The following is a 26475-nucleotide window of genomic DNA, read 5'->3' on the forward strand; positions in this document are numbered from 1 at the left end:
CGGAGACAGGCGACACCAGCCACCGAGTCGAAGTCTCCGCAACCACTAAACGCGCGACTGTCCTGTCTTTCGGTAATGGATTGGACCGAAAAGTACCGCCCCTCGACGCTCTCGGAGGTGCGGGGCAACGACAAGGCCCGTGACGCCCTGAAACAGTGGGCCGAGACGTGGGACGACCACCGCGAAGCGGTCATCCTGTACGGGTCACCTGGCGTCGGGAAAACCTCGGCCGCCCACGCGCTGGCAAGCGACATGGGCTGGCCGACCATCGAGTTCAACGCCAGCGACACGCGGACGAAAGACGTCATCGAGCGGGTGGCCGGCGAGGCCGCAAAGTCAGGCACCCTCACCGCCGGCGGGGACGGGCGCAGGGTCGTCATCATGGACGAGGCCGACAACATCCACGGGAACGCCGACCGGGGCGGGTCCCGGGCGGTCACCAGCCTCGTCAAGGAAGCCGGGCAGCCGATGATTCTCATCGCCAACGACTTTTACGAGATGTCCAACGGCGTCCGGAACGCTTGCCAGGACATCGAGTTCCGGGACGTGTCCAAACGGTCGATTCTCCCGGTCCTCCGGGACGTGTGCCGGAAGGAGGGCATCGAGTTCGAGGACGAGGCGCTCGAATCTATCGCCCAGATGAACAGCGGCGACCTCCGTGGCGCAATCAAGGACCTGCAGGCCCAGGCCGACGGGAAGGACCGCCTCACCGCCGACGACGTCGTCAGCGGCGAGCGCGACACGACCGAGGGTGTCTTCGACTACCTCGATACGGTCATCAAGACGGCCGGTCCACAGGAGGCTCTGGAGGCGTCCTACGACGTCGACGAGACGCCCGACGACCTCATCAACTGGATAGAGGACAACATGCCCAAAGACTACGAGGGGCGGGAACTGGCCCGCGCGTACGGCTATCTGGCCGACGCCGACCGATGGCTCGGCCGGGTGCGCGCGACACAGAACTACTCGTTTTGGCGCTATGCCGGGGACAACATGACCGCGGGGGTCGCGGCCGCTCGCGACGGCAAAAAGAGTGGGTGGACCCGCTATGGCCCGCCGAGTTACTGGTCGAAACTCGGTCGCACGCGGGGGACACGGGACAAACGCGACTACATCGCCCAGCAAATCGCCGAGTCAAACGGCGTCTCGATGAGTACGGCCCGCCGGGAGATTATGCCCCACCTCTCGGTGATGACCCACCACTGCAAGAACCGGGAGTTGACCGTCGCGATGGCCGCCCGCTACGAACTGGATGCCGAACACGTCTCCTTTGTCACCGGCAGTGGCAAAGACACCAACAAGGTCCAGTCGATAGTCGAGGACGCAGAGCAACTCCGCGAGGAGGCGGCGACCGAACACACCGACGGTGCCTTCGAGGGTAGTAGTTCCGGAGCGTCGATTTCGGAGACCGAGAGTGACCCAGAGCCGGATGACAGCGACAACGAGAGTGAGCAGCAGGTGACCCTCGGCGGCGATTCTGCGGAAACAGACGACGAAGACGAATCTGCCGACTCGGAGTCAGCAGCGGACGACGACTCCCAGGCGGGGCTCTCGGACTTTATGTAGGAATCTCGGACCGACAGGCCGGTCACTCACGCGGACCGCAAGCCATCATTCCTGTGGACGACAGTGTCAGTCAGTCGTCGGTGCTGCGTGCGCGCTCGTCAGAGCCGGTTCCTGCTGTCGCAGTGTCACCAGTCGACGCAGCGGGACTGTCACTGTCGACGAACGCCAGCGTCGTCGTCACCGTCAGCGCGGTGAGGATGAGCAATGCCGCGGCGTGGTGGAGGACCTGCGCAACCACACCGAAGTTGAAGATGGTGTTTGCACCGAGCAGGACCTGCACGGGGAGGACGACGACTGCGACGGCCGACGCGTAGCGAATCCAGCGGTTCCGGCCCTTACGCCAGGCGCTGATTCCGACACCGAGGATGAAAAAGCCGGCAATCATCGCGACGAAGCGGTGGAACCACTCGATAAAGCTAGGCCAGTTCGCCGGGAAGAGCCCGAGCCAACCGTCACAGAGCGGCCATCGACCGGCACAGGCGAGTCCCGCGCCCATCGCACCGGTGTACACACCGAGCAGGATAAGCGAGAACGCCAGCCCTGTCGTCACCGCTGCGAGGTGGCGAAAGGATAGCTTCATATTCCACGCTCGGGACTGCACCCATATCAACCCCGCTATTCCGACCATCACCGAAAAGTTCGACTGACGACGTACTTCTGTCCGATGGGCTTTTTGTGGCGGCCCGGGAGGAAGTTACTATGGGACTTGATGATGACTCACTCGACTACCACCGGGAAGAACCGCCCGGGAAGATAGAGATATCGACAACGAAGCCGACGAACACACAACGGGACCTGAGCCTCGCGTACTCGCCGGGCGTCGCCGCGCCGTGTCGTGCCATTCGGGACGACGAGGGAGAGGCCTACTCCTACACTGCCAAGGGGAACCTCGTCGGGGTCGCCTCGAACGGCTCGGCAGTCCTCGGACTCGGCGACATCGGCCCGTCGGCATCGAAGCCAGTCATGGAGGGGAAGGGGGTCCTCTTCAAGCGCTTTGCCGACATCGACGTGTTCGACATCGAACTCGACCAGGACAGCGCCGAGGAGATGGTCACCTCCATCAGCGCGATGGAGCCGACCTTCGGGGGCATCAACTTAGAAGACATCAAGGCGCCGGAGTGTTTCGAGGTGGAAGAGCGGCTCCGCGAGGAGATGGACATCCCCGTCTTCCACGACGACCAGCACGGCACCGCCATCATCTCCGGGGCCGCGTTGCTCAACGCCGTCGACATCTCCGGGAAGGAACTCGCTGACCTGGACATCGTCTTCTCCGGTGCGGGCGCGAGTGCCATCGCTACCGCCCGGTTTTACGTCTCGCTGGGTGCCTCCCGGGAGAACATCACGATGTGTGACTCCAGTGGCATCATCACCGAACAGCGGGCCGAGGAGGGCGACGTCAACGAGTTCAAACAGGAGTTTGCCCGTGACGTGCCCGAGGGTGACCTCGCGGACGCGATGGAGGGTGCCGACGTGTTCGTCGGCCTCTCCATCGGTGGCCTCGTCGACGAGGACATGGTCCGGGCGATGGGCGACAACCCCATCATCTTCGCGATGGCAAACCCAGACCCGGAAATCGACTATCACCAGGCGAAAAACGCCCGCGACGACACGGTCATCGTCGCGACCGGTCGGTCTGACTACCCGAACCAGGTCAACAACGTGCTGGGCTTTCCCTTCATCTTCCGGGGGGCACTCGACGCCCGCGCCACCGAAATCAACGAGGAGATGAAAGTCGCCGCCGCCGAGGCGCTGGCGACGCTCTCGCGTGAAGACGTTCCCGACGCCGTCGTCAAGGCCTACGGCGACCAGCCACTCCAGTTCGGACCCGAATATATCATCCCGAAACCGCTCGACCCGCGAGTACTCTTCGAAGTCGCACCTGCTGTCGCCCGCGCGGCGATGGAAAGTGGCGCGGCACGGCGGGAACTCGACCTCGAGGACTACGCCGAACAGCTCGAAGCCCGACTCGGCAAATCCCGCGAGATGATGCGGGTCGTGCTCAACAAGGCAAAGAACGACCCCAAGCGGGTCGTGCTCGCCGAGGGCGACGACGAGAAGATGATTCGTGCGGCGTACCAACTCATCGACCAGGGTATCGCACAGCCGATTCTCATCGGCGACCGGGAAGTTATCTGGGAGGAGATGGAGCGACTCGGACTGAGTTTCGAGCCCGAAATCGTCGACCCGGACGAGTCGAGTCTCGACCCCTACGCGGAGCGGCTGTACGAACTCCGCCAGCGGAAGGGACTCACCCGACGTGAGGCGGACGAACTCATCCGCGACGGCAACTATCTTGGCAGCGTCATGGTCGAGATGGGCGACGCCGACGCGATGTTGACCGGGCTGATGCACCACTACCCCTCCGCACTCCGGCCGCCACTGCGGGTCGTCGGTACCGCCGAAGACGCCGACTACGCCGCCGGTGTCTACATGCTCACGTTCAAAAATCGCGTCATCTTCTGTGTCGACGCGACGGTCAACCAGGACCCCACACAGGAGGTCCTCTCGGAGATTACCAAACACACCGCGGAACTGGCCCGCCGGTTCAACGTCGAGCCACGCGCCGCGCTCCTGTCGTACTCTGATTTCGGCAGTGTCGAAAACGCCGGGACCCGGAAGGTCAGGAAAGCCGCCGACCAGCTGCGGGCCGACCCCGAAGTTGACTTTCCGGTCGACGGGGAGATGCAGGCCGACACCGCTGTCGTCGAGGACATTATGAACGACACCTACAGTTTCTCCGAACTCGAAGACCCCGCGAACATTCTGGTCTTCCCGAACCTCGAAGCGGGCAACATCGGATACAAACTGCTCCAGCGGCTCGGCGGGGCCGAAGCTATCGGGCCGATGCTCGTCGGCATGGACGAACCCGTCCACGTCCTCCAGCGCGGTGACGAGGTCAAAGACATCGTCAACCTGGCTGGTGTCGCAGTGGTCGACGCACAGGAACAGGACTAGCGACGCACTCTCTTTTGGCGGATTCGCACAGAAAAGGACCGGTTATCGGGACGAGCGGGGCGGATTTCTCGTCGGAGGGTGGACGAACAGCGCGTCGACGACCGCCACCAGCCCGACGACAGCACCGGTGGCGACGGCGACCAGGAACGGCATCGTCGTCATGACGTGTGCGACAAACGCCAGCGCGAATCCGAGCGGAATCACGGCCAACAGCAGGTCGTACCACGACACCTCCCCGAAGGGCCACCGGCGCGGTCTCTTCGTGCCGATACGTCCTGGGTTACGACGTACTGCCATTGGCTGCTCACCTCCTATCAGAAAATACGCGAGATGCACACTAAAATATTTCGCTGATACAGTTTTCCGAACGTTTTAGAGGTTTTTATTGCCCATCTTTGTTACTTTGGCATAAGTTATAAATTGAATTTTTCAGCATAACCGGCAGACACAGGTGCCTCATCGTGGACTACCAGTGTCAGCGGGAATCGAAAAGCGAGAAGAGTCGTCAGTCAGTCGCTTGCGCCGCCGCGGTTCGAGCGGGAGGGCGGGGGAATACGTTCGGCAGCGACCGGCGCTTCCGGAAGGATACACCGGTCCGGTTCGTGATTAACGTGTGCGTACTGTTCGGGTGCGTTTGCGAGGGGATGAGCGGGGTTGCGGTCGCTGGCGATACGAGCGGCCCGGACCTGCTCGAAGCCGTGGAGTCGGGCACGGATGCCACGCCAGTGGAGTCCGGTCTGGTTCGGAACGGACACTTCGTGTGGGGAGTCGTAGCGTGTCTCCGTCGCGAGTACCGAGGCGTTGACGTTCCCGGCGAGTTGGTCGTGGTCGATGAGGACGCCGACACGCGTGTCTGCTGGCGTTCGTGCAGCCAGCACGTCGAGTCCGAGATGAAGCGCACGGTACTCAGCGACGTTGTTGTCGGGCGCCTGGTTGGGCACCGAGAGCCGGGCGACGCGCTCGCCGTCTCGGGTTTCGATGACGACGCCGAGACCGCCACCGGAGTCTCTGAACGAACCATCTGTGGCGAGATAGAAGTCCCGGTGGTGGGTCCGCGGGGGATGCGCGATGTGTGGCGTCGGCGACTCGTCGAACAGGTCTCGTAGTGACGGCCGGCCGTATGCGGCCATACCTTCTGTTGGTGTGGGGGGATTAAATATATTGTCCAGAATTGGGCGCCAGTGTTCGACGCCCGGGCACGAATCGGCCGGTTAGTCGAGGACGTGGACGGTTACCTCGTGTGGCCCGGCCGCCGTCTCGAGGGTGACCGACTCGACGATGCCGTTCCGGACCGCCTCTCGCCACTCCCGGACCGCCGTCTCGTGGTACTCGCGGTGGCGCTCGACGGTGTACTCTGCGTCCGGGTCAGAGCGCAGTTCGTCCTCTGTGGCAGATGGCCGCGGATACGCTGGCGTCTCGTCTGCAAGGAGTTGCGTCGGGGGAATGTGAATCGCGGCGGGCTCTTCGGTGTCGTCGAGACAGACGTGCAACCGGGCGCGCATCCGGCCGCTAAAGGGAGGCGTCACGCGGAGGACAGCTGTCCGCTCGCTCGTCCGGTTGGTCTCCGCTGCGGTGACCACGTCCTCTGCTGTCACGGCGATCGACCTGAGCGCCCCGGGGTCCGACTCTGTCGACATACTTCGAATATGGGATGAACGTTCAAGACGATTCTGGAGCGCCGCCGGCGAGTTCGACCCCGTCTCCGAATCGGCCGATGGTGTTTAATCAGTCGGGACAAAACCCTGGCGTATGGTGACTGGGGACGACAGCTGGGTGCTGGAGACGACGGCCGCAAACCCAGAGCGGAAGCGGGCTCTCCGTGGGCTCGACAGGCAAGCCGGAAGCGTCGCTCTGTCAACCGTGTGGCGTGATACGTGGTATCGCGTGCATCGAAAATCAGAGACGATACTGGACAAGATAGATGTAAATACGCCCCACCAGAAATTTTGTGATAGTGTTTCACGGTGGGGAAAAAGAGATAATGGAGACCGCTAGAGAGTCTATGACTGACGAACAGACGATTCTGGTCGTCGACGACGAACACGACATCGCGGACCTCTATACCACCTGGCTGGAGACGGACCACGATGTTCGGACCGCATACGGCGGCGAGGAGGCCCTCGAAAAGGTCGACAGCGACGTCGACATCGTGTTCCTCGACCGGCAGATGCCCGCCTACTCGGGCGACGAAGTACTCGAGCGCATCCGCGAGCAGGACCTCGATTGCAGAGTCGTGATGGTGACAGCCGTCGACCCGGACTTTGACATCCTCGAGATGGGGTTCGACGACTACCTCACCAAGCCGGTGATGCACGAGGACTTGAGCGACGCTGTCGAGACGATGTACGAACGCGACGGCTACGACGAGACGCTCCAGCAGTACTTCGCGCTCACGTCGAAGAAGGCCACGCTCGAAGCCGAGAAGACCCCATCGGAACTCGAAAACAGCGAGGAGTACCAGCGGATGGTCGAACGCGTCGAGGAACTCGAAGCGGAAGCGGACATGGCCGTCACCAGTTTTGACGACGACGACTTCGACTCGCTGTTTCAGGACTTTCCCGACGGATAGACTCTCTGTCCCGGCTGAACACTTTCACGGCCGGTACGGTGGCAATCCCGGCCGAGAGAACTCACTCTGTTTCTGCACTGCCGTTCTGGTCGATGACGACCCGCTCGGGGAGTTCCGTATCGGGTTCCCGGCCGGTCGTGAACAGTCGCTCGGTGAGTGTCAGCTCCTCGGTCGCAGGGCTGGGCTTGGACATCGTGCTGAACTCGACTGCCACGCCGTCGTCGGCCGCTTCGATACGGACTGCGGGAAGTTGATACGAGGGATAGAACACCGGCGGGAGCACGCCGATGATACCGTCGCGGCGGTGCAGTCGCTTGAGCCACGTTCCAGAGTTGACCAGTGCCCCGCCGTCTATCTTCTTGACCCCCGGTCGGTGGGTGTGGCCATAACAGAACACCACCGTCTCCGGGTTCTCACTGAAGACGTCGCGGGCCGCCGTCTCGTAGGCCTTCTCCGGGTCGACAGTCAGCGTAGTCTCGAAGATGCCAAATCGCGCAATCGTCTTCCGGATGTCCCGACGGATGAAGTACAACGGAATCCCCACGAGCAGCAGTAGACCGGCGACGACGACGTTGATTGCCAGCAGAAACCAGATGACAGTCCCCGCTCTGCCAAACTGGCCGAGAAACGCCGTGGTGCGGTCGACGGGCATCGACCAGATGCCGGCCAGGTCCAGCCCCGCCAGAATCGCCAGCAGAACGCTGATATTGAACAGCAGGAGAAACGGGACCAGCGAGTACCTGAGAACGGGATTCATCTCCCTGTAGAAGTACTTCGAGAACAGCCAGACCGGCATCCGTTCGGTCGGCGTGACCGCCTGGACGTCCTTGAGCCAGTTGTATCGGCCGCGGTCTGACAGCTTGCCCGCTCGGCTGGTCACGAGCGTGTTGTAGAAGTAGCCAAGCGGCGTCGCGTGGGGATTGCCCCAGTCCTCGATTCGGTTGTTGGGGTCCTGCTGGTGGCCGTGTTCGACGTGTATCGCCTTGTCACCGACGGGTCGCGAAACCGACCCCTCCTGGACGAGGTCGACGTTGTACTCGGCGAGGCGGTCGACGTACTCGTCGTAGGCGGCGAGTTCGTGGTCGTGGTTGCCCGGCAACAGCGTAATATCGACGTTCTCGCCGGTCTTGCGGAGCTGGTCGAACAGGTCCGGGTAGGACTCCTCGAGGACGTCGAACTTTTCCATGCCCTCGACGGTGGTAAACTCCCAGAGTCCGAACGCATCACCGTTGATGAGTAACTCGGCGTTTTCCTCGGTCGTTTCGAGCCGGCGGAGAAACTGGAGTAACTCGTCTAGGAACTCGACTTCCTCGAGTTGCTCGTCACCACCGACGTGCAAGTCGCTGATGACGTAATACACCCTCTCGTCGGCGTCGTCTGTCACTGTCTCGGGCACCGTTCCGAGTGCTAAAATCCTTGCCGGTACGCTGTTCTGTCCGTTTCACGCATTCCGAGGGATGCTGTCTAATAGGGGGAAATTTCCAGCCTCGACGTCTTCGAGACGCGATGGTGATGTTGTCTCAACATGTCATAACTTACATTTCTCCGGCGCATGTGCTACCGCGCATGGACCTGAGACGGCGGCAGGTGTTGCTCGGGTTGAGTGGTGCTGTCAGTGCTGGTCTCGCCGGATGTACTGAGGAACTTCCCATCCCAGATTCAGAATCGGCCCCAGAGGGAGAGGGTGATACTGGAGAGACAACGTCGGCTGAGCCTGCTGGCTCGACGGCGGGTTCGGGTAGCTCCAGCCTGGTTTTCAGTCGCATTGGACTGGAGACGGCTATTAGAGAACAGGTAAACGAGTATCGCACAGAGAACGACGAGGAGAAACTCCGGTGGGAACCGCTTTACCAGGAGGGGTGTCGTCAGCACTCTGAGGCGATGGCTGCAGCTGGTACGTTACAGACCAGTGTCGGAGGTGCGTCAGCATCGGAACGGGTCAGGAAGAAGACGAACTGCGGTGCGGATATTACGATCACTCGGCTCTCTCGGGTGGACGAGCTCGATGCAGCTGCACAACGGGTGATACAGGAGTGGCGACAGGAGTCACAAGCCAGAACAAAGATCCTGGATCCGGTTTCCACTCGAATCGGGGTTGGCGTCGAAACGAGTGCAGACAACTACGTGTATGTGACCGCAGCCTACTGCTGAACAGTCAGGACTGCAGTACCCGGACACTTCACTGTCGGCCCGGACCACAGCGTCACCACTCTCTCCGTTCGCGGTTCCGTAGAAATGCCCGGGGAGGGCTCGAACAACGGCAAATCGAACGCGATTTGCCTCGTCTGTGCTCACTGGCGTTCGCACAGACCCTCCCGGGTTCTCCGCCCACCACCGGCATTCTCCGGTGTCGCCACTCGCACAAGGTTCGTGGCAGCGGTAGAATGCCCGGGGAGGGCTCCGAACCCTCGATCTCCGCATATCCCAGGTGCGAGGCCGAAACCTCGCGGGAATGCCGGAGCGGTGCCGCGTGTGTGTGAAACCCTATGAGTGCGGCGCTATGTCCAGCTAAGCCACCCGGGCGCACTCGGTGATTGCAGACTATGTTTCTTTAACCTTCCCATCTCGAGTCGCCAGACGGCGGTGTGTTACCGACTCACGCGAGTGCGAGTGGCAGACCGAACGTGACGAGTAGTCCGACGAGCAAGACGACAAAGCCGAAGCCGACCTGTCCCATGGTAAAGTCACCTTGCGGTGCCGTACTCCGGAGTGGCGGCTCTCGGTCTGGCGGTGCTGGCGACGCCGGGTCGTACTCTGGGCGCTCCTCGTCGTGGTGGTCGTCTGTCATAGTCGGCAGTTCGCGTGGCCCGTACTTCGGTGTATCGGAGTCGGACGGAAATTGACCGGACCCGAAACGGTCAAACGCGCGTCGCTCGAAGAGGTTGTACGTGCTCACGAAGCGAATCATCCCCTGTATCGACGTCGACGTCGACGACGAGGGGAACGCGGCAGTCTACACGGGGACGAATTTTGAGGATCTGAAATACACCGGCGACCCCGTCGAGATGGCCAAACGCTACAACGAGGCCGGCGCCGACGAGTTCGTCTTCCTGGACATCACCGCCTCCGCCGAGGGCCGCGAGACGATGCTCGACACCGTCTCGGCCGTCGCCGACGAGGTGTTTATCCCGCTTACCGTCGGCGGTGGCATCCGCACGCGCGAGGACATCAAAGAGACACTGCGTGCCGGCGCCGACAAAGTCTCTATCAACACCGGCGCGCTGAAAAATCCCGACCTCATCGAGGAAGGGGCGCGCGCCTTTGGTAACCAGTGTATCGTCATCTCCGTCGACGCACGCCGGCGGTTCGACGAGGACGGCGAGTACTACGCCGACGTCGACGGGGAGTCGTGCTGGTTCGAATGCACCGTCAAGGGCGGCCGCGAGGGGACCGGCATCGACGTGGTCGCGTGGGCCAAGGAGGCCGAAAAGCGCGGTGCCGGCGAACTCTTCGTCAACTCCATCGACGCCGACGGCACCAAGGACGGCTACGACATCCCGCTGATGAAGGCCGTCTGTGACGCCGTCTCGACACCGGTCATCGCCTCCTCCGGCTGTGGTGAGCCCGAAGACGCCTACGAGGTGTTCACCGAGGCAGACGCAGACGCCGCACTCGCCGCGTCTATCTTCCACTTCGACGAGTACTCGATCGAGGAGACGAAACAGTATCTCCACGAGCGCGGGATTCCGGTTCGACTGTAGGATTCGACGGCTGGACGACAACGCCTTTTCGACGTGGGAGTGGAATATCGAACAGAGACGCATGGCGACACTGGCCCAGCAGCTAGAACAGTTCATCAGTCTCGGCATCTTCATCGTCGGGTTTGCACTGGCGGCGTTGAGCTGGATTGCGTATCGTCGCGAGCGCGACAGGCGACTGCTCACCGTGACGGCTGCCTACGCGCTGTTTAGCATCTACGGTCTCGTGGTCTTTCTCGAGTATTTCATCATGGGAATACTCAGCTACGAGACCGTCGAATTGCTCGAACACGCGTCGGCAGTCCTGATTCTCGTCGGCTTGCTGGCGTTCTTTGTCGCCCTTGGCGAGTGACGATGAGCGAGGACATCCCCGACAATCTGGAACTGGAGACACGGCGGACAATCTACCAGCACATCCTCGATACGCCGGGGATTCATTTCCGGGCGCTGTTCGAGGAACTCGACGTTGCCAAGGGCACACTCCAGTATCACCTCCACTGGCTGGCAGACGAGTCACTGCTGGACGTTCGCGACGGCGAGGAGTACACCCGGTATTTTCCGGCGGGGTCGTTCGACGAGAGCGACCGTGCGGTCCTGGACGCGCTGCGTCGAACCATCGCCCGGCGGATTCTCGCCTACCTCGTCAGCGAGGGGCCGCTGACGACGACGGAACTCGGGGACCGACTCGAAAAGTCACCGTCGACAATCTCCTGGCACCTCTCGAATCTGGTCGACGCCGGCCTCGTCGAAAAAGAGCGTGACGGGCGAGAGGTCTACTACGAGGTGAGCGACGCCGACCGCGTCCAGTATCTCTACACGGTGTATCGCGGCTCGTTTACCGACAGGCTCGTCGACCAGCTGTTCGACCTTTTCGAGGCGTACTAAACCGGCGTTTCCGTCTCGAATACCTCGCCCGAGCAGGGAAAATCCACGAGAGAAGTCAGGTCCGGTCGCCAGCGGGGTCCGGAAACAGGGCGGGGCGGACGGACACGAGCAACCGCAACAGGAGGACGTAGCCGAGAAAGGCGAGTGACGCAGCGCAGAGCGGCGACAGGAGCGACACGACGTCGGTCCCGACAGCAGCAGCGTGGATGGTCGCAAAAGCGAATCCGGCGTAGGCAAACGCGTGGACCACGGTCGGTCCCCACGGGCTGTCGAATCGGTGTGGCGACAGGAATCCGAGCACCGCAACGACCACCAAGAGTAACGCGCCGGCTCCGACAGCGACGCCGACGAGGAGATACTCGAGCGAGTAGCTCGGCTGTGGGACCTGCCCGGACGCGACGAGATAGGTGTCGAGAACTCCCAGCAGTCCGTGCGCGAGCGTCACGAGCATCGCGAGTACCGACACTTCGATGTGGACCCGCCGGGCCGCCCGATGGAGGCTCGCAAACTGCTCGGTGTTGTAGAAGATGCCACTCAGGACGGCCAGATACAGCGCCGGGTAGGCCACGAGCGCCGTCGCGCGGTCGAGATACCAGACCAGTTCCATCTACGACGCCCCCGTCGTCGCGACGACATCCGGACAGCCGTCGCTGTCCTGATACCCGTTGTCGGTTTCGGGCCGCGTCGGACAGGCGTCGGCGCCATCGGAGATGCCGTCCCCGTCGTAGTCGGTTGCTGCCTGTCGCTCAGTGACCTGGTCGTCGACGAGAGCCTGTCGTTGCTGGTCGGTGGCCTGCCGTTCGCGGACGTCAGCGAGAGCGAGCACTGACGGCACCGTCGCCGCGATGACGAGGAAGGCGACCACCGTCACCACCGCGTCACGCTGTCGCGACATGGCCCTCGAAGCCGGCGGTTCGTCTGAAGACGCCATCCGTGACGAGCAGTGCTTCGATGCCGTCCCACCCGTCGGCGAGGGCGAGTGCCTCCGTGTGGGGAAGTGCCGAGAGGGTCGTCGCGAGCGCGTCCGCAGTCGTGCAGTCGCGTGCTGCGAGGACCGTCACGAGGTCGTGTTCGCCGCCGACGGCAGCGTCGCGTGGGTCGTAGATGTGGTCGTGGCCCGAGCGCTCCCGGCGATAGCCGCCCGACGTCGCCACCGCCCAGTCCGTCTCGAGATGGGTCAGGTGCGAGCCAGTGTCCCACGGACTCTCGACGCCGACGACACCGGGCGGTGGCGTCATGTCGCCGCCGCCGCTGACGAAGGCAGTCCGGCCGAAGCCGTCCGCAACCGCGTGTACCTCGTCGACGATGTATCCCTTGGCGAGGCCGTTGAGGTCGAGTGGAGCGGTCGTCTCGACCGTGGTTCCCTCGATAGAGACGCTGGCGTAGCCGGACTCTGTCGGCTCCGGCGGAGTGTCGGCATCGCCGCGTAGATACTCTTTGAGCGAGTGTTCGAGTTGCCCGCGTCGAACGTCAAAGGCACCACCGGTCCGGTCGTGGATTTCGAGCGCTCGCTCGAGGAGGCGAGCGACGTGTTCGTTGTCGACGCTCCCCTGCTTGTTGAGACGGGAGACGGCACTGCCGTCCCGGAACGCATCGAGCTGTGCTTCCAGGTCCCGGGCCGTTCGCTCGGCGCGTTCGAGCGCCCGGTCTGCACCCGGCCCGTTGACCTCGATAGTGAAGGAGGTATCACAGCAGTCGAAGTCCGTCGTGGCGGTTCCGAGGCGAGCAACGACGGCTGCCAGCCGACCGGCCATCGTCAGTTTCCTCCGGTCGGGGCCACGTCACTACTGCTCGGAACGGAAGAGCCGATGCGGTCGTACGCTTCGTACTCCTCGTCTTCGTACTCCTCGTCTTCGTCCTCGTCATCCTCGTCGTCCTCCTCGTACTCGTCGTGTTCTTCGTACTCGTCCTCCTCACCGCCATCGGCGACAGACGGGCTGAAATCGTCGTTCGGTGTCGGTGCATCGGCGCCGAGGTCAGCGGTGGTGCCACCGCCAGTCTGCTGGTCGATGCCGAACACGCCGGGAGCGAGCAGGCCAGCCGCGACGGCGGCTGTCAGTATCGCACCGACGAGCGTCAACTGAGTGAGTCGACTGCGTGGAATCGGGAGTCGCATCTCGACTGGCAGTCACCAGCGGAGTCTAAAGGCCGTTCGCGTCCACCAATCGAATCGTCGTCCAGTCCTCGAATGGTCCAGCGAACGGTACATACTTGCGGGTTTGTGCCCTAGCTCGTCCCAATGGACTGGCGGTGTGAATGGTGTGGGAAACCCCACGAAGAGAACGACCCACCGTGTGACAACTGTGGGCACGGAGCGTTCGAGAAAGCAGTGGTTCGACGGACCGACCTCGCCGACGACGGCGCTCTGGAATCGACGACAGTCTGGGTCTGCACGGAGTGTGGCCGGACCCACACGAAACACTCGCCGCCGTGTAGTCGGTGCGGAAACCACAAACTCGTCAGGGAGGAACAGCGCGTCGACGACGACGAACTCTCGGTGCCGAGCTACCTCGATTTGCTGACGCCACGATACGTCCTCGGCCTCGTCGTCGTGCTCGTACTCGCGGGCGTGTTCCTCGGCGGCCTCACCGGCGTCCTAGACGTGCCTGGATTTGGCAACGAAGTACCCGAGGTCGAGAACGTCCCGGGTGACCCAGACACGGCAGGGAGCATGAACCTCACGAACGTGGAGACGGCGTATCTCGACAGCGTCAACGACGCGCGGGCAAACGCCAGCGACGGCCGCATCTCCCGTAACGACCGGCTCGACGAGGTGGCCGAATACACGAACCGGCGGCTGGTCAAAAGCGAGTACGGCGACGGGTCACTCCCGTCACGGGACCACATCGCCGAACTCGTCGGCGACAGTTGCCAGAGCGGATTCACCCTCGAATCGTACACGGTCCGGGGCGGCAACTACACGTCGGGAGACGCGCTCGGGTCGGCCTTCGCCTCGAAACAGTTTGCCGACAGTAAAATCAGCGCTGCGTCGACCACGACCGTCGGCATGGACGTCCATACGGCGCCCGACGGGACGGTCTTTCTGACACAGATTGTCTGTTAGACCGCGGCCTCGAACGCGTCGCGGAAGCCGTTTGATTTGTCGATGACGCGGTCTGCGCCGTCTTCGAGTGCGTCGAGTGCGTCCACGTCGGACTCGGTTTTGACCGTCAGAATCGGCTCGGTCTGTCCACCCGACTGCTCAGGGTTGACGTCGTACGTTGCGGCGTTGACACCATCGGTCTCCAGTAGCGCCCCTTTCAGGACGTTCATGAAGGTGTGGTCCTCGCCGGCGATTTCGATAGACAGCATCGTGTCCTCTTTCTCGATGACCCGCAGTTCCATACCCTACCGTTCGGCCGTTCGCGCACCTGAACCTTACGGTCGGGCCACGTCAGACGAGCGCATAGCCCATCAGGAAAACGAAGTACAACAGGACGAGTAGTCCCAGCGCCTTCAGTCGGAACTGCCGTATCTCGGCCTGCTCGTCCTGGTAGGCCGCTTCGAAGGCCGCGCGCTGGTCGTCAGTGAGCGCGTCGGAGTGGGCATGGCCCCGGTGCAGTGCGCGCAACTCCTCGTCAGCGAAGGGGGCCCCACAGTACTCACAGACGACGGCATCGGGCGCGTCGGCGTATTCGAGGTCATCGGCGGAGTCGCCTCCATCGGTGGCGGTCACGGTGGCGGCACCTCCGGTTGGGCGATAATCCACAGGCTCGTCATCGTATAGCAGACCATCACCAGAATGAACGGATACTGGCTACGGATAGCCTGTAGGCGACCGGGGAAGATGGCGTAGGCCGTGCCGTGGGCGACCCAGATGGCGAGCAAGTGCCCGAGCAGGATGGTGACCATGCCGACCGTCTCGAACCAGCCCGGCAGGACGAGCAGCGTCACCTCCGCCGGCGGCGACAGCGGCGCTGTGGCCACGGCCGCCAGCGCGGGGAGCAAAGAGAGGAAATAGCCCAGATAGTGAGCGAGGTGATAGCCGGCGGCGATAGCGAGCAGCGACGGCGCAAATCGCCGAGCGAGCGTCGCCGCTGTCAGGTAGGTGTCGGCCGTCCGCCTGCTCGCGCGGGCGGCCCCGTAGAAGGCAGCGAGAAAGAGCCCAAAGCCGGCCACCAAGGCGAGCGGGTAGAGTGCGACCAGCGGAACCGTCGGCGTCGCCACGTCGACGATGGTGGTCCAGGCCGGCGTCGCGACAAAGCCGTCGAAGGTCGTCACCCACAGCAGGGCGACGACGAACGCCACCTCGCTGCGGGTCGTCAACGAGAGGTCACGAAGCGCCTCGCCGGGGACGCGAGCGGCCAGTCCGTCGCCGTCGTGCTGGAGCGTTGCGACGTGGCCGTAGTGGTCGAAGACACGCGAGACGGGGTCGGCGCGAGCGAACCACGTCTCGGGACCGAAGACGACGGCACCGGCGAGGGTGACAAGCGAGTATGTCACGATGACGCCGACCAGAACGGCCGGCACGTCGGCGATTGGACTCGCCACCTCGACCCAGACGAGCGCGAGCAGCGCGCCCGTCGCCGGCCAGACACCGAGTCCGTCAGGGTACGAGCGGTCCAACGTCGGGAGAAGCGCGGCGACGGTCCGCCAGGGGTTCAGCGCGGGCCAGGCGTTACCCAGAAGATAGGTCGTCATCGTGAACCCGGCCCACCAGCCGACCCAGACGAACAACAGTCCGAAGTTGGCAAGGGGCTGCTGTGGACCGACGAGGCCGACAGCAATCGTCACAGCGAGGAGGACGACACCGAGGATACGAACCAGCCCGGCGACCACTCGAAGCATCGGCCCGGAGGAAAGCAGGGGACGCGTCCAGGACTCGATGTCGCGGACGAGTCGGCGGTCGGTGACGAAACTGGCGAGCAAGAAGGACGCGCCGACGGCCGCGCCGCCGGTCAGCAACACGAGCCACGTCGGGACGGTCACAGTCTGTCTCCCGGCAGACCCGAGGCTGCCGCCGTGGGCGAGTGCAGGCCCCGAGAACGCGAACAGGCCGCCGACAGCGACGAGGAGAGACCACGCGAGTCGGCGACAGCGCGCTGTCATCGATGGCAGTTAGGTCGGTACCGCCGAGTATGTTCCGAAGCGACGACGGGGCCAACCACGTCGGGGGAACGGGCGGGCACAGTTGGGAGGGTTTTTGGTAGTCGGCCAGTAACACGGTGATATGAGTCTCGCAAAGGAAGATTCGTCAGACGACCACGGGGGACACCACCTGCCCGCCGTCGAGGACTGGCCTCGTGGCTTCGGTGAGGCCAGTTGGTGGCCCTTCGTCGCCGCGCTCGGTGCCAGCGGAATCTACGTCGGCATCGCGCTCTTTATCATGGGCAACGGACAGAACGACATCGTCAGCCCCGTCGCTGGCCCCGTCGCAATCGTCGTCAGCACGGGCGCGTTCCTGCTTGGCCTGTACGGCTGGCTGTATCACGCCTTCATCGTCAACTTCTGGGAGCACGGAACGGAAGGGTACGGCTCGGGCACACTGAAACTCGCGATGCTGTGTTTCCTGGGTAGCGAAATCGCAACCTTCGGTGCTGGCTTCGTATACTTCTTTTTCATCCGGACCGGTGCCTGGGACCCGGTGAACATGCCCCACCTGCTGTCGAGTCTCATCCTCATCAACACCTCGATACTCATCCTGAGCAGTATCACGCTGCACTTTGCCCACACGTCGTTGCTGAAGGACAACCACAAACGGTTCGTGCGCCTGCTCGGCGTCACGCTCCTGCTGGGAATTATCTTCCTCGGCGGACAGGCCCTGGAGTACTACGAGTTCCTCGTCCACGAGGGCTTTAGTCTCGAAACCGGCGCTTTCGGCTCGGCGTTCTACGGACTGACCGGCCTGCACGGCCTGCACGTCTCGCTGGGCGCGATTCTGATTGCAGTTATCTTCTTCCGCGGCCTCTACGGCCACTACTCCTCGGACAAGCACACCTCTGTCAGCACCGTCTCGATGTACTGGCACTTCGTCGACGTCGTCTGGGTGTTCCTCGTCGTCATCCTCTACGTCGGTGCCGAAATCGGCGTCTGAACGCTCGCAGCCACGGTTTTCTCGGCTACGTATGGAACAGCTCGATATCTCCGATGGGTTCGACATGCACGACTACCGGCACGGACTGAAGTTGCTCCGGGACGACCGCGAGACCAAACAGCTCGCCAACCCCGACGAGAAATTCGCCTGCCCGGCCTGTGGTGAGCCATTCGAGCGATTGTTCGTCTCGGAAAAGCGGACCAACTCGTTTGGCGACCCGGGGACGGCCTTCTGTCTGGCCCGTACCGACGAGAAGTTCCTCCTCCTGACACACTGAGCTACAGGTCGCCCTGTCGTGCCCGCTCGCGAAGGTCTCCAGCCTGCTCGCGAATCGCTGTCAGTTCCCCTTCGCTCTTGTTATCGAGGTGGCTGTAGACCAGTCCCATCCGGTGGTTCGACCGCAAGCGCTCCTCGTTGCGGTCCAGAAAGTCCCAGTAGAGGGTGTTGAACGGACAGGCCCCCTCGCCAGTGGTCTTCGTCTTGTAGTACGGACAGTCGCCACAGTAATCGCTCATCTTGTCGACGTAGTTGGCCGACGCGGCGTAGGGTTTCGTCGCGAAGAGGTCCCCGGCGTACAGCCCCATCTCGACGACGTTCGGCGTCGTCACCCAGTGGAAGGCGTCGACGTAGCCGGCGTGGAACCACCGGTTGAGCTGGGCGGGTTCGACGCCGTAGAGGAGGGCGAAATTCGAGAGGAGCATCAGCCGCTCGATGTGGTGTGAGTAACCCCGCGTGCGGACGCCGTCAACGACATCGGAAAGGCAGGCCATCTCCGTCTCGCCGGTCCAGTAAAATTCGGGGAGGTCCTCGGTCGCTTCGAGGGCGTTGGCAGTCGCAAGTTCTGGCATCTCGCGGCGGTAGACGTGCCGGAGAAACTCCCGCCACCCCAGTACCTGCCGAACGAACCCTTCGACGCAGTTCAGCGGGGCGTGTCCGTCGTGGTAGGCCTCGATAGCGCGCTCGATGACCTCCCTCGGGTGGAGAATCCCGAGGTTCAGCGACGTCGAGAGGAGGCTGTGGGACAGCGCCCACTCCGAGTCGAGCATCGCGTCCTGATAGTCGCCGAAGGTCGGGAGGCGATTCGAGACGAAATCATCGAGCGCTCGCACGGCCTGCCGGCGGGTGACCGGCCAGCGAAACTCTTCCGGGTCAGCCCACGAGCCACCGTAGGGGGGACTGTCGTATCCGCCGTCGAACCGCTCTGTGACCCACCGCTCGACGTCGCGTGTCGTCTCGTCGGGTTCGAACGACGGGACCGGCGGTGCCTCCCAGTCGTCGGGCGGCGTCTCCCGGTTCTGGTCGTCGTAGTTCCACTCGCCACCGACGGGTTCGCCGTCGGCCATCAGGTAGCCCGTCTTGCGGCGCATGAACCGATAGAAGTCTTCGTGGCGGTATCCCTCGCGGTCGCTCGCCCACTCGTCGAACGTCTCGGCGTCGCACATGAAGAGGTCGTTGTCGACGAACTCGATGTCGAGGCCCGCCCCGGTTGCGGCCTCGCGAAGGCCGTCGGCGCTCCCGTGTGTCGACGGGCGGAGACAGTGAAGTGTCGCGTCCGGATGGTCGGCGGCGTACTGTTCGAACCCATCCCGGAACGTCTCACTCTGGACGTAGTGGACGGTCCGGCCCTGCTCACGGAGGCGGTCCCGGAAGTGTCGCATCGCGCTGAACACGAGCGTCAGTTTGTGAGGGTGGTAGGGGAGTCGCTCGGCGAAGGCCGTCGACTCGACGAGCAACACCGGGTCGTCTGGACGGGTGGCGAGTGGGCCGTGGCGGGGCGACAACTGGTCGCCGAGAACGAGGACAGTCAGTGCAATCACCTGTGGGACTGTTGTGCCGGACCGGGTATAGCCGCTGTGCCAAAGTGGTTGGTCTCTGGGTGTCGACTGAACAGGAACACCTGCGATTTGGGGTCCACGCTGGAGCAATCGCTACCGGCGTTCGTTCACAGCAGAAAGCCGGTGGAGGGCTTACTGAACAAGGGTTCAAAACCTTCTTTGACCTGTAGACTGTAGTAGGGGTATGCCGATAGCCGACTTTGCCCGTGAGCTTGAGAGAGCAAGCGAAAATATCGAAGCGTCCGACGACATTCTCGACCGGAACAAAGACCTGATCCTCAATTACAAGCAAGACCGAGTGCTCGACGGACTGAGTGAAGCAACGCTGTTGCGGAACACGCAACGGCTCAAGAAGATTGCTGAGCAAGCCGAGAAGCCCTTTGATGAAATGGACAAGCGGGGCGTCAAGGGGCTGGTGACGTGGGTGCACGAACAGGATTACACCGACGAAACGATTGATACCTACAAGTCGGTGATCAAGGCATTTTGGAGTTGGCTGAAGGACGCCGAACAGGACGAAACGCCGGAAGAGGTGAAGTGGATCAAGCTGAGCAACGGCAACGGCAACGGTGATACGCTTCCGAAGGACTTGCTCACGAAAGACGACATTCGAGCACAAGCCGACGCCGCGAAGAATCCTCGGGACAAGGCGTTTATTTGGTTGCTGTATGAGACGGGTGCCCGGATCGGTGAGCTGATCGACCTAACCGTAGGGGATATTGAGGACCGGCAGCATGGCAAGAAAGTCGTGATCAACGGGAAGACGGGTGCCCGCCGGCTCCCGCTTGTCGAGTCCGTCCCGTACCTGAACAGTTGGCTGAACAAGCACCCGAACCCCGAGAAAGATGCCCCCTTGTGGTGCAAGATCCAGCAAGGTGGTCCAACCGAGCACCTGAACCCGCACGATGTTGACGACATATGTGACGTGCACGGGATCGGTCCGTCCCGAGCGGACAAACTGAACGACGCCGGCATTGAGACGGGCACCGACTTAGTAGATTACTCGGCCGAAGAGCTTGCGGACATAGTGAGCGTCAACGTCACAACGGCCGATAAGTGGCTGCGGCAATTCGATTCTGACGCAACCCTCACGTCGGATATGAAACTCGGCTACCGCTATCTTCGAGAGAAAATCCTTGCGGCAACGATGGATCGGGCTGGAATCGACAAGCCCTCGAATCCACACCACTATCGGCATTCCCGAGCATCGTACCTTGCCACCGAAATGACTGAAGCGCAACTTTGTGAGTGGTTCGGGTGGGTGCAAGGGTCAGACGTTCCCGCGAAGTACGTCCACCTGAGCGGGCGCGACATCGACAACGCCTACGATCAGATGCACGGACTGTACGAACCAGACGAAGATGAGCAAGAACCGGCTATCGTTCAGTGCCCTCGGTGTGACGAACTGAACGAACCACATGCGGCTTTCTGTATGCGGTGCGGGTTCGCTATCGACCAGGAAGCGGCTGAATCGCTTGAAACGACGGTTGACAATGACCTGAAACATTCTTATGCAGAATCAGATCCAGAGGACGATGACACGCAGGAGAAGATTCAAGAGTTAGATAGCCTGCTTGATGATCCTGAAGTCAAACAGGCTCTACTGGAACGTGTGACAGATTAAGCCGTTCGTAGATGTAGTCGATATAATAATAGATTCGTGCTATAACAGTCATAGAAATACCTGGACTACACTTGCTCCTGTTCGGGGTGAACTGGGTGGGATCACAAGAATCCCTATCGAACTACTGGAACCAGTAGCAGGGGAAGATCGTAGACGTGCGTCGGGTTCGGAAGCGGGATGATCGGTGGCTGATCAGGGACGGCGACAGCCGCGTGTCGACCCGCCAGTACCTGGGGAAACCGATGGGGATCCCGTGTGATCTGGCTTCGATGGATCCAGCCGACGTTCGGGATGCAGTGGATCAGCGTCGGGCTGGGGAACGATCCAGTGAACTGTGGAAGCTGACCCTGTATTGGGCTTCCGGAAAACAGTTCTGGGACGGCACACCCGGACTGAAGGATCCACAGACATCGGATGAAGGGCTGCCCCGCATCACCCAGTATCGATTCGTGGGGGCAGCCAGATATGATAACATTCCGGCCCACATTCGACATAGGGCTATGTTCTTTATCAGAAACACAGGACTGCCTCCACCGGCAGCAATTTCTACGGGTGACGGGACTTAGATTGCAACAGGCAGTTCAAATCTGTCTTACTGATCACCCCCAGGGAATCAAGTATGTGGGTTTAGATTCTTTGTCCATGACCAATTTATCTACGGTTCTGTGGCCCGATTAAGGACCTGGCCAGCAGCAGTTACCCCACGGTTTCGGATGTAGGGTAGCCCGTGGGCAACGGCTGATCCCGCCCTGATGTAGATCTCGAAGATGTGACTTCATCCAGTTTCAGCGGTGGTTTAGAAGTGTATGGAAACAAAACACGAACTAAGGGACAGATGGCCACTACGGAAACGAATTCAGCCATATGCGGCTGGCAGGATACGACCACAGGGGAGCCGTGCCAGAACTCGGTGTCTGATCCGGATGATCACTGCTACCTGCACGGGCCTGATGGGGACGTTCCGGACGGCCACGGTGCGCCAGAAGGGAATCCTGGTGGGAAGTCGGGCAGATCTGGCCCGCCAGGAAATTCGAACGCTGAAGGAAATCTCGGGAACCCGGATGCAGCCCCGCCGGATGGGAACGCTAATGCGATGAAACACGGGCTTCACATGACGGCTGAACGCCTGCTGGAAGTGATGAATGATCAGCAGCGGGAAGCGGTGAAGGGGACGTTTCTGGAATACCGGGACAAGTGCATGAACGACAGACAGGCCCTGAAGATAGCGGTTCTGGATGTGATGGAAACGGATCTGATTCGGAAGCTGATTGATGGGGATCAAGAAACCACCATCTACACCGATGAAGGCCAGTCGGTGGATGTATTTGCTGATAAGATGGTGCAGGCTGTTCAGGGGTATCGACGCGAAATCCGGCTGGGGCTGCACTACGAGGGGAATTCAGCACAGCACGCTAGCGATGAATCCAGTGGCCACGACAACCTGGATGCGCTGGTAAAAGATGGGAACGTGAATCAGGATTAATCAGCGTCCCTGGCCCCCATAGCTGTAGCCATCTAATGAACCTTGTAGCATTTGGAGATTCTATCAAGTGTGAGAATTCTTCAGAGGAGATTTTCGATTTCCCTGCTTTCCCGACCCTTTTGCCAGTCAGGAACTGCGGATTGCGATAGAACAGGCTGTTACTGCAACCCCCCCGAAAACCAGCGTGATGCTGCTTTATCATTGACAGTGCCAATGTCAAGAATACCGATGTCGTCTAAATCGGAAACGACCATTCCGGTGTCAAAGGACACTAGAAGGAAAGTGAAGGCCTGTAAACGAGCCGGTGAACATTACGATGATTTGCTTCAAAAGATGGTTGATCAGTATGAACCTGAACCTGTGGAGGTAAACGCCTGAAAGAACCGGGCCACCGGATCAGTCCCTTCCAAAGTCTTGATCCGGCGGTCCGTCACCGTTCCACCATTTCATAGGTGAAACATGTCTAACAAAGCTACCCAAGAAAATAAATCCCGGTCTCTTTCGGATTCCAGCCAGCAATCGTTGCGGGAAAGCCGGGAGGCACTTGAAACGATAGCTAAATCGGATCTCCCCGCTTCATGGGTCGCAGAGGAACTGTTGGCACTTATTGATCACGGTGGAGAGTGATTGAGATGGATGGAGGGCTGGAAGTCTGTGAACGAACAGGTGGGTTTAGCCACGACCACTATAGCTGGCGCGACGTGTATGCGGCCATGCACGCAGCCGAAGAGATAGCTCATGGGTGATTATGCTACTGTCCACATGTTCCTGGAGGGGACGCCGTTGGATGGTGGTCATTGGAGTAATTCTGGCGTCCGGAGCAATTACGATTGTCTCTCCTGTATTCGGTCAACGCTCGTACAGTCGACCGATCATATCTTCGACTTCGTCTCTGCCAACTACGACGAGCAGGTCCGGGAACTGGGGTGGAACGTATGACTAACGAACCGCCGCCACGCCCGGACCCCCTTCCGTTCGATCCGGAACCTGTCCCCGATACACTCGCTGACCGGTGCCAATGGGTCGCCTGGCGCTATCGGTTCGACACAGATCGAGATGAGTGGACGAAAGTACCGGTTGACCCGAACACCGGCGAGTTCGCCAAGTCCACCGACCAGGATACGTGGACGTCATTCTCCGACGCCGTCGCCTACCATGACCGGACTAGGACCAATACAGACGGGGTTGGATTCGTTGTCCACGACGGGGAGGACGTGGTCGGGTTCGACCTCGATGACTGCCGAGACCAAGACACAGGCTCCCTCGAGCAGTGGGCCGAGGATGTACTCGACACCGTCCCGACCTACGCCGAGGTGTCCCCGTCCGGCACCGGCCTCAGGCTGTTCGGACTCGGTGACGTGCCCGACGGCGGGACCCGGAATGATGTCGACGGCGCCGAGGGTCACCTGGAGATGTACGAAACGGGTCGGTATCTCACCGTGACTGGCCACGCGCTCGACAAGACGCCCGCGGATGTCCGGCGGGTGGGGGACTACATCACGACCGTCCACGCGGACTATATCATCGACGATGAGCCAGGTGTGGAAGAACCAAAACCCCCCGATGACGGTGGTGTGCAATCCGATTCACCGGACGTGAATCATAGGGTTGATATCAGGGATATGGGCCCCTCTAACGCCGCGAGTGAACTCTCCGACGACGAGCTGCTCAACAAGGCCAAGAACGCCGAGAACGGCGAGAAGTTCACGCTACTGTGGAGCGGGGACATCTCCGACTACCCGAGCCACAGCGAGGCCGATCTCGCACTTTGTGGGCTCCTCGCGTTCTGGTCCGGGGGCGATCGGCAGCGAATCAATCGGCTGTTTCGGCGGTCAGATCTCTACCGGGAGAAGTGGGACCGCGACGACTACCGCAAGCGTACTATCGACAAGACGCTCTCGGGCCGGAGCGAGTTCTATGATCCCGATGATCACAGCAACGAGAACGCAAGTCGGCCGAACGAACCCGGCGAAGTTATCGATCGCGACAGGAGCGAGATCAACGGGATGAACGTCACGCTCACGCCGGCGGAAGTGGCGGCGTGGGCTGGGCTCGGTGAAGACGAAGACGTGTCGGACCTTACCGACCGCGAGAAGGCGGCCTGCGTGTGGGATCTGCTGGAACACACCGACGAGTTCCACGTCCGCGTTCGCCGGGACAACGGCTCACTATGGGCTTACGATGATGGCGTGTGGAAGCCGGAAGGCGAGCGGGCGCTTCGCCACGCCGCCCGGCGCGCACTCGGGAGCATGAACTACGGCCAGAACGTGCTCACCGAACTGAAAGCACAAGCACGGAGTGACCCTCGCGTTGAAGTCGGAGCCAACGAGTTCGGCCTGGCGCCGGGGACCATCGCCGTCGAGAACGGCCTCGTGTATCTTGACGCCGCTGCGGATGGCGTCGGCGAGGACGCGCTCCGGGAACTGAAGCCCGACGACTACGCGCTTACGCGGGTGCCCGTGGAGTACAATCCGAGCGCGGATTATGACGAGTGGGCCGACTACGTCAACGAGTGGTCCGAGGACGGACGCGCTGACGCGCTCCAAGAGTACGTCGGTTACTGTCTCCACGTCGGCGCGATGCCGCTCCACCGCGCGCTGCTACTCGTAGGCTCTGGTGCGAACGGGAAAGGAACGTTTCTCCACGTGGTCCGGTCGCTACTTGGGCGCGAGAATACATCATCTATCGAACTCCAGACCCTCGCCAACGAGAAGGATGCCGTGGCTGACTTCTACGGTGCGCTCGCGAACATCGACGACGATCTCTCTGCGCGCAAACTCGGTCAAGGGATCGGGATGTTCAAGAAACTGGTCGGTGGCGACCGCGTCCGTGCCCGTCGGCTCTACGAGGACGGGTTCGAGTTCGACGCCACAGGTAAGCATCTGTATGCGGCGAACGAAGTGCCGGACGTTAACGTCCCTGACGACGACGAGGCGTTCTGGCGCCGCTGGCTTCTCGTGGAGTTCCCGAACCACTATCCCCCGAGCCAGCGCGATCCCGACCTACGGGAGTGCTTCACCGACCCAGACGTACTGTCCGGCGTGCTCAACTGGGCCATCGATGGGTGGTCTCGGTTGCTGGACCAGAGTCACTTCACCGGCGAGGAACAGTACGCACAGGCAAAGCGCGAGCGCTGGCAGGCCTGGGGCGACTCCGTCGACAAGTTTATTTCCAAGTGTGTCGAGCGAGATTCCGACGCTGAGAACGTGTCGACCGGTGATGTCCACCGGGTCTACGCCGCGTGGTGTCGAGAGAACGGCGAGCGGCCGGCGAGCCAGCAGAAGCTCACGGCCGAACTGAAGAACGAGGACCTCGATTACGCGAAGCGTGTCCGCCCCGGCGGGACCGGCACGCCGGCGCGCGGATATAAGTCGCTCGGGTTCACCGAGGACGCCCCAGACGTCGACAATACGCCGGAACGCAGGAGCGGCCAGCAACAGCTAGGGTAGATCCTACAACATTTTCCCCTGACTACACCTATAGACCCTGACTACAGGATTTCCTGGGGTAAAACACAGCTTGCTGTTCTATTTCGATGTATGTAGTCGATGTAGTCGGGCACTTCGCGAAAGTCGCGTCGAGCGGCTGGTTTAGATAGACGAGACACTAGGTTAACTATAGAACAGAAGGTTCGAAAAACACCCGACTACATCGACTACATATTCTCTCTTGAAGTTATCACCACTATCGAAGGGTCGAGTGTACCTGACGCAAAAACTTGCAGGTGGTTATCGGGCCGAGACGCAATGAGCAGCCTCCTGTTGTGGCAGGAGATCAAGTCGGAGTAATGGTTCCAATAGCTGCTGAAAGCTCTCCCCGACGTCAA

Annotated in this window: 27 protein-coding genes and 1 tRNA gene; 13 read left to right on the plus strand and 15 right to left on the minus strand. The window is 61.5% G+C overall.

Annotated elements, in window-relative coordinates:
- Positions 1 to 75 precede the first annotated feature (75 nt).
- Entirely contained in the window at positions 76 to 1566 is a 1491-nt protein-coding gene (locus QYL91_RS00005; protein WP_302081336.1) for a replication factor C large subunit, read from the plus strand.
- A 70-nt stretch (positions 1567 to 1636) separates the two neighbouring features.
- Here the strand turns inward: QYL91_RS00005 and QYL91_RS00010 are convergent, their stop codons facing one another.
- Positions 1637 to 2146 (minus strand): COX15/CtaA family protein, encoded by a 510-nt coding sequence (locus tag QYL91_RS00010; protein ID WP_302081337.1) that lies wholly within the window; start codon positions 2144 to 2146, stop codon positions 1637 to 1639.
- A 119-nt stretch (positions 2147 to 2265) separates the two neighbouring features.
- Between QYL91_RS00010 and QYL91_RS00015 the strand changes: the two genes are divergently transcribed.
- A complete protein-coding gene (locus QYL91_RS00015; protein WP_302081338.1) occupies positions 2266 to 4521 on the plus strand; it encodes an NADP-dependent malic enzyme in 2256 nt (751 codons plus the stop codon).
- A gap of 42 nt (positions 4522 to 4563) precedes the next feature.
- On the opposite strand, the gene QYL91_RS00020 is transcribed toward QYL91_RS00015, so the two are convergent.
- From QYL91_RS00020 to QYL91_RS00030, 3 genes are all read right to left on the minus strand, one after another.
- The gene (locus tag QYL91_RS00020) at positions 4564 to 4818 is read right to left on the minus strand and encodes a DUF8015 family protein (protein ID WP_302081339.1); all 255 of its coding nucleotides are present in this window, start codon (positions 4816 to 4818) and stop codon (positions 4564 to 4566) included.
- Positions 4819 to 5030: 212 nt separating this feature from the next.
- Positions 5031 to 5651, minus strand: coding sequence for a ribonuclease H family protein (locus QYL91_RS00025; protein ID WP_302081340.1), 621 nt, complete (start codon positions 5649 to 5651; stop codon positions 5031 to 5033).
- An 81-nt stretch (positions 5652 to 5732) separates the two neighbouring features.
- A complete protein-coding gene (locus QYL91_RS00030) occupies positions 5733 to 6158 on the minus strand; it encodes a DUF8009 family protein (RefSeq protein ID WP_302081341.1) in 426 nt (141 codons plus the stop codon).
- A 365-nt stretch (positions 6159 to 6523) separates the two neighbouring features.
- Here QYL91_RS00030 and QYL91_RS00035 point away from each other — a divergent pair, with 365 nt between their 5' ends.
- On the plus strand, positions 6524 to 7090 hold the full coding sequence (locus QYL91_RS00035; protein WP_302081342.1) for a HalX domain-containing protein: 567 nt from the start codon (positions 6524 to 6526) through the stop codon (positions 7088 to 7090).
- A 61-nt stretch (positions 7091 to 7151) separates the two neighbouring features.
- Here QYL91_RS00035 and QYL91_RS00040 read toward each other — a convergent pair whose 3' ends face one another.
- Complete coding sequence (locus QYL91_RS00040; protein WP_302081343.1) at positions 7152 to 8474, minus strand: metallophosphoesterase; 1323 nt, start codon at positions 8472 to 8474, stop codon at positions 7152 to 7154.
- A gap of 182 nt (positions 8475 to 8656) precedes the next feature.
- Between QYL91_RS00040 and QYL91_RS00045 the strand changes: the two genes are divergently transcribed.
- Positions 8657 to 9241 (plus strand): CAP domain-containing protein, encoded by a 585-nt coding sequence (locus QYL91_RS00045; protein ID WP_302081344.1) that lies wholly within the window; start codon positions 8657 to 8659, stop codon positions 9239 to 9241.
- Positions 9242 to 9475: 234 nt separating this feature from the next.
- Here the strand turns inward: QYL91_RS00045 and QYL91_RS00050 are convergent.
- Positions 9476 to 9613: transfer RNA gene (locus QYL91_RS00050), tRNA-Met, on the minus strand.
- Positions 9614 to 9686: 73 nt separating this feature from the next.
- A complete protein-coding gene (locus QYL91_RS00055) occupies positions 9687 to 9878 on the minus strand; it encodes a DUF7550 family protein (protein ID WP_302081345.1) in 192 nt (63 codons plus the stop codon).
- 100 nt (positions 9879 to 9978) lie between these two features.
- Here QYL91_RS00055 and hisF point away from each other — a divergent pair, with 100 nt between their 5' ends.
- From hisF to QYL91_RS00070, 3 genes are all read left to right on the plus strand, one after another.
- Positions 9979 to 10791: an imidazole glycerol phosphate synthase subunit HisF gene (gene hisF, locus QYL91_RS00060; protein ID WP_302081346.1), complete on the plus strand. Its 813-nt coding sequence runs from the start codon at positions 9979 to 9981 to the stop codon at positions 10789 to 10791.
- A gap of 61 nt (positions 10792 to 10852) precedes the next feature.
- Positions 10853 to 11140: a hypothetical protein gene (locus QYL91_RS00065; protein ID WP_302081347.1), complete on the plus strand. Its 288-nt coding sequence runs from the start codon at positions 10853 to 10855 to the stop codon at positions 11138 to 11140.
- A 2-nt stretch (positions 11141 to 11142) separates the two neighbouring features.
- Complete coding sequence (locus QYL91_RS00070; RefSeq protein ID WP_302081348.1) at positions 11143 to 11673, plus strand: winged helix-turn-helix transcriptional regulator; 531 nt, start codon at positions 11143 to 11145, stop codon at positions 11671 to 11673.
- Between the two features lie 55 nt (positions 11674 to 11728).
- On the opposite strand, the gene QYL91_RS00075 is transcribed toward QYL91_RS00070, so the two are convergent.
- The 4 genes from QYL91_RS00075 to QYL91_RS00090 are packed head-to-tail and all read right to left on the minus strand — an operon-like array spanning position 11729 to position 13789.
- Positions 11729 to 12280 carry a hypothetical protein gene (locus tag QYL91_RS00075; protein ID WP_302081349.1) on the minus strand — a complete coding sequence of 184 codons (552 nt, stop codon included), beginning with the start codon at positions 12278 to 12280 and terminating at the stop codon, positions 11729 to 11731.
- Positions 12281 to 12568 (minus strand): hypothetical protein, encoded by a 288-nt coding sequence (locus QYL91_RS00080; protein WP_302081350.1) that lies wholly within the window; start codon positions 12566 to 12568, stop codon positions 12281 to 12283.
- Positions 12552 to 13427: an FAD:protein FMN transferase gene (locus QYL91_RS00085; protein ID WP_302081351.1), complete on the minus strand. Its 876-nt coding sequence runs from the start codon at positions 13425 to 13427 to the stop codon at positions 12552 to 12554. Before QYL91_RS00085 ends, QYL91_RS00080 begins: the two co-directional genes overlap by 17 nt.
- A gap of 2 nt (positions 13428 to 13429) precedes the next feature.
- Complete coding sequence (locus QYL91_RS00090) at positions 13430 to 13789, minus strand: hypothetical protein (protein WP_302081352.1); 360 nt, start codon at positions 13787 to 13789, stop codon at positions 13430 to 13432.
- A gap of 123 nt (positions 13790 to 13912) precedes the next feature.
- On the opposite strand from QYL91_RS00090, the gene QYL91_RS00095 reads away from it, so the two are divergent.
- Positions 13913 to 14737, plus strand: coding sequence for a hypothetical protein (locus QYL91_RS00095; protein ID WP_302081353.1), 825 nt, complete (start codon positions 13913 to 13915; stop codon positions 14735 to 14737).
- Here QYL91_RS00095 and QYL91_RS00100 read toward each other — a convergent pair.
- Genes QYL91_RS00100 through QYL91_RS00110 form a run of 3 tightly spaced genes read right to left on the minus strand, consistent with a single transcriptional unit; the run spans position 14734 to position 16722 of the window.
- Entirely contained in the window at positions 14734 to 15018 is a 285-nt protein-coding gene (locus QYL91_RS00100) for a DNA-directed RNA polymerase subunit L (protein ID WP_302081354.1), read from the minus strand. The genes QYL91_RS00095 and QYL91_RS00100 overlap by 4 nt on opposite strands.
- A 49-nt stretch (positions 15019 to 15067) precedes the next feature.
- On the minus strand, positions 15068 to 15349 hold the full coding sequence (locus QYL91_RS00105) for a DUF7410 domain-containing protein (RefSeq protein WP_302081355.1): 282 nt from the start codon (positions 15347 to 15349) through the stop codon (positions 15068 to 15070).
- A complete protein-coding gene (locus QYL91_RS00110) occupies positions 15346 to 16722 on the minus strand; it encodes a hypothetical protein (RefSeq protein WP_302081356.1) in 1377 nt (458 codons plus the stop codon). Before QYL91_RS00110 ends, QYL91_RS00105 begins: the two co-directional genes overlap by 4 nt.
- A gap of 121 nt (positions 16723 to 16843) precedes the next feature.
- On the opposite strand from QYL91_RS00110, the gene QYL91_RS00115 reads away from it, so the two are divergent.
- Together QYL91_RS00115 and QYL91_RS00120 are read left to right on the plus strand one after the other, a co-directional pair.
- Positions 16844 to 17707 (plus strand): cytochrome c oxidase subunit 3, encoded by an 864-nt coding sequence (locus tag QYL91_RS00115; RefSeq protein ID WP_302081357.1) that lies wholly within the window; start codon positions 16844 to 16846, stop codon positions 17705 to 17707.
- 31 nt (positions 17708 to 17738) lie between these two features.
- The gene (locus QYL91_RS00120; RefSeq protein WP_302081358.1) at positions 17739 to 17984 is read left to right on the plus strand and encodes a DUF7385 family protein; all 246 of its coding nucleotides are present in this window, start codon (positions 17739 to 17741) and stop codon (positions 17982 to 17984) included.
- A gap of 1 nt (position 17985) precedes the next feature.
- Here the strand turns inward: QYL91_RS00120 and QYL91_RS00125 are convergent, their stop codons facing one another.
- The gene (locus QYL91_RS00125) at positions 17986 to 19515 is read right to left on the minus strand and encodes a cryptochrome/photolyase family protein (RefSeq protein WP_302082882.1); all 1530 of its coding nucleotides are present in this window, start codon (positions 19513 to 19515) and stop codon (positions 17986 to 17988) included.
- A gap of 211 nt (positions 19516 to 19726) precedes the next feature.
- On the opposite strand from QYL91_RS00125, the gene QYL91_RS00130 reads away from it, so the two are divergent.
- From QYL91_RS00130 to QYL91_RS00140, 3 genes are all read left to right on the plus strand, one after another.
- On the plus strand, positions 19727 to 21166 hold the full coding sequence (locus QYL91_RS00130; RefSeq protein WP_302081359.1) for a tyrosine-type recombinase/integrase: 1440 nt from the start codon (positions 19727 to 19729) through the stop codon (positions 21164 to 21166).
- 769 nt (positions 21167 to 21935) lie between these two features.
- On the plus strand, positions 21936 to 22649 hold the full coding sequence (locus tag QYL91_RS00135; RefSeq protein ID WP_302081360.1) for a hypothetical protein: 714 nt from the start codon (positions 21936 to 21938) through the stop codon (positions 22647 to 22649).
- Between the two features lie 935 nt (positions 22650 to 23584).
- Entirely contained in the window at positions 23585 to 26098 is a 2514-nt protein-coding gene (locus QYL91_RS00140) for a phage/plasmid primase, P4 family (protein ID WP_302081361.1), read from the plus strand.
- The last annotated feature ends 377 nt before the right edge of the window (positions 26099 to 26475 follow it).

The organism is Salinibaculum rarum, from assembly GCF_030505615.1.
Lineage (GTDB): Archaea > Halobacteriota > Halobacteria > Halobacteriales > Haloarculaceae > Salinibaculum > Salinibaculum rarum.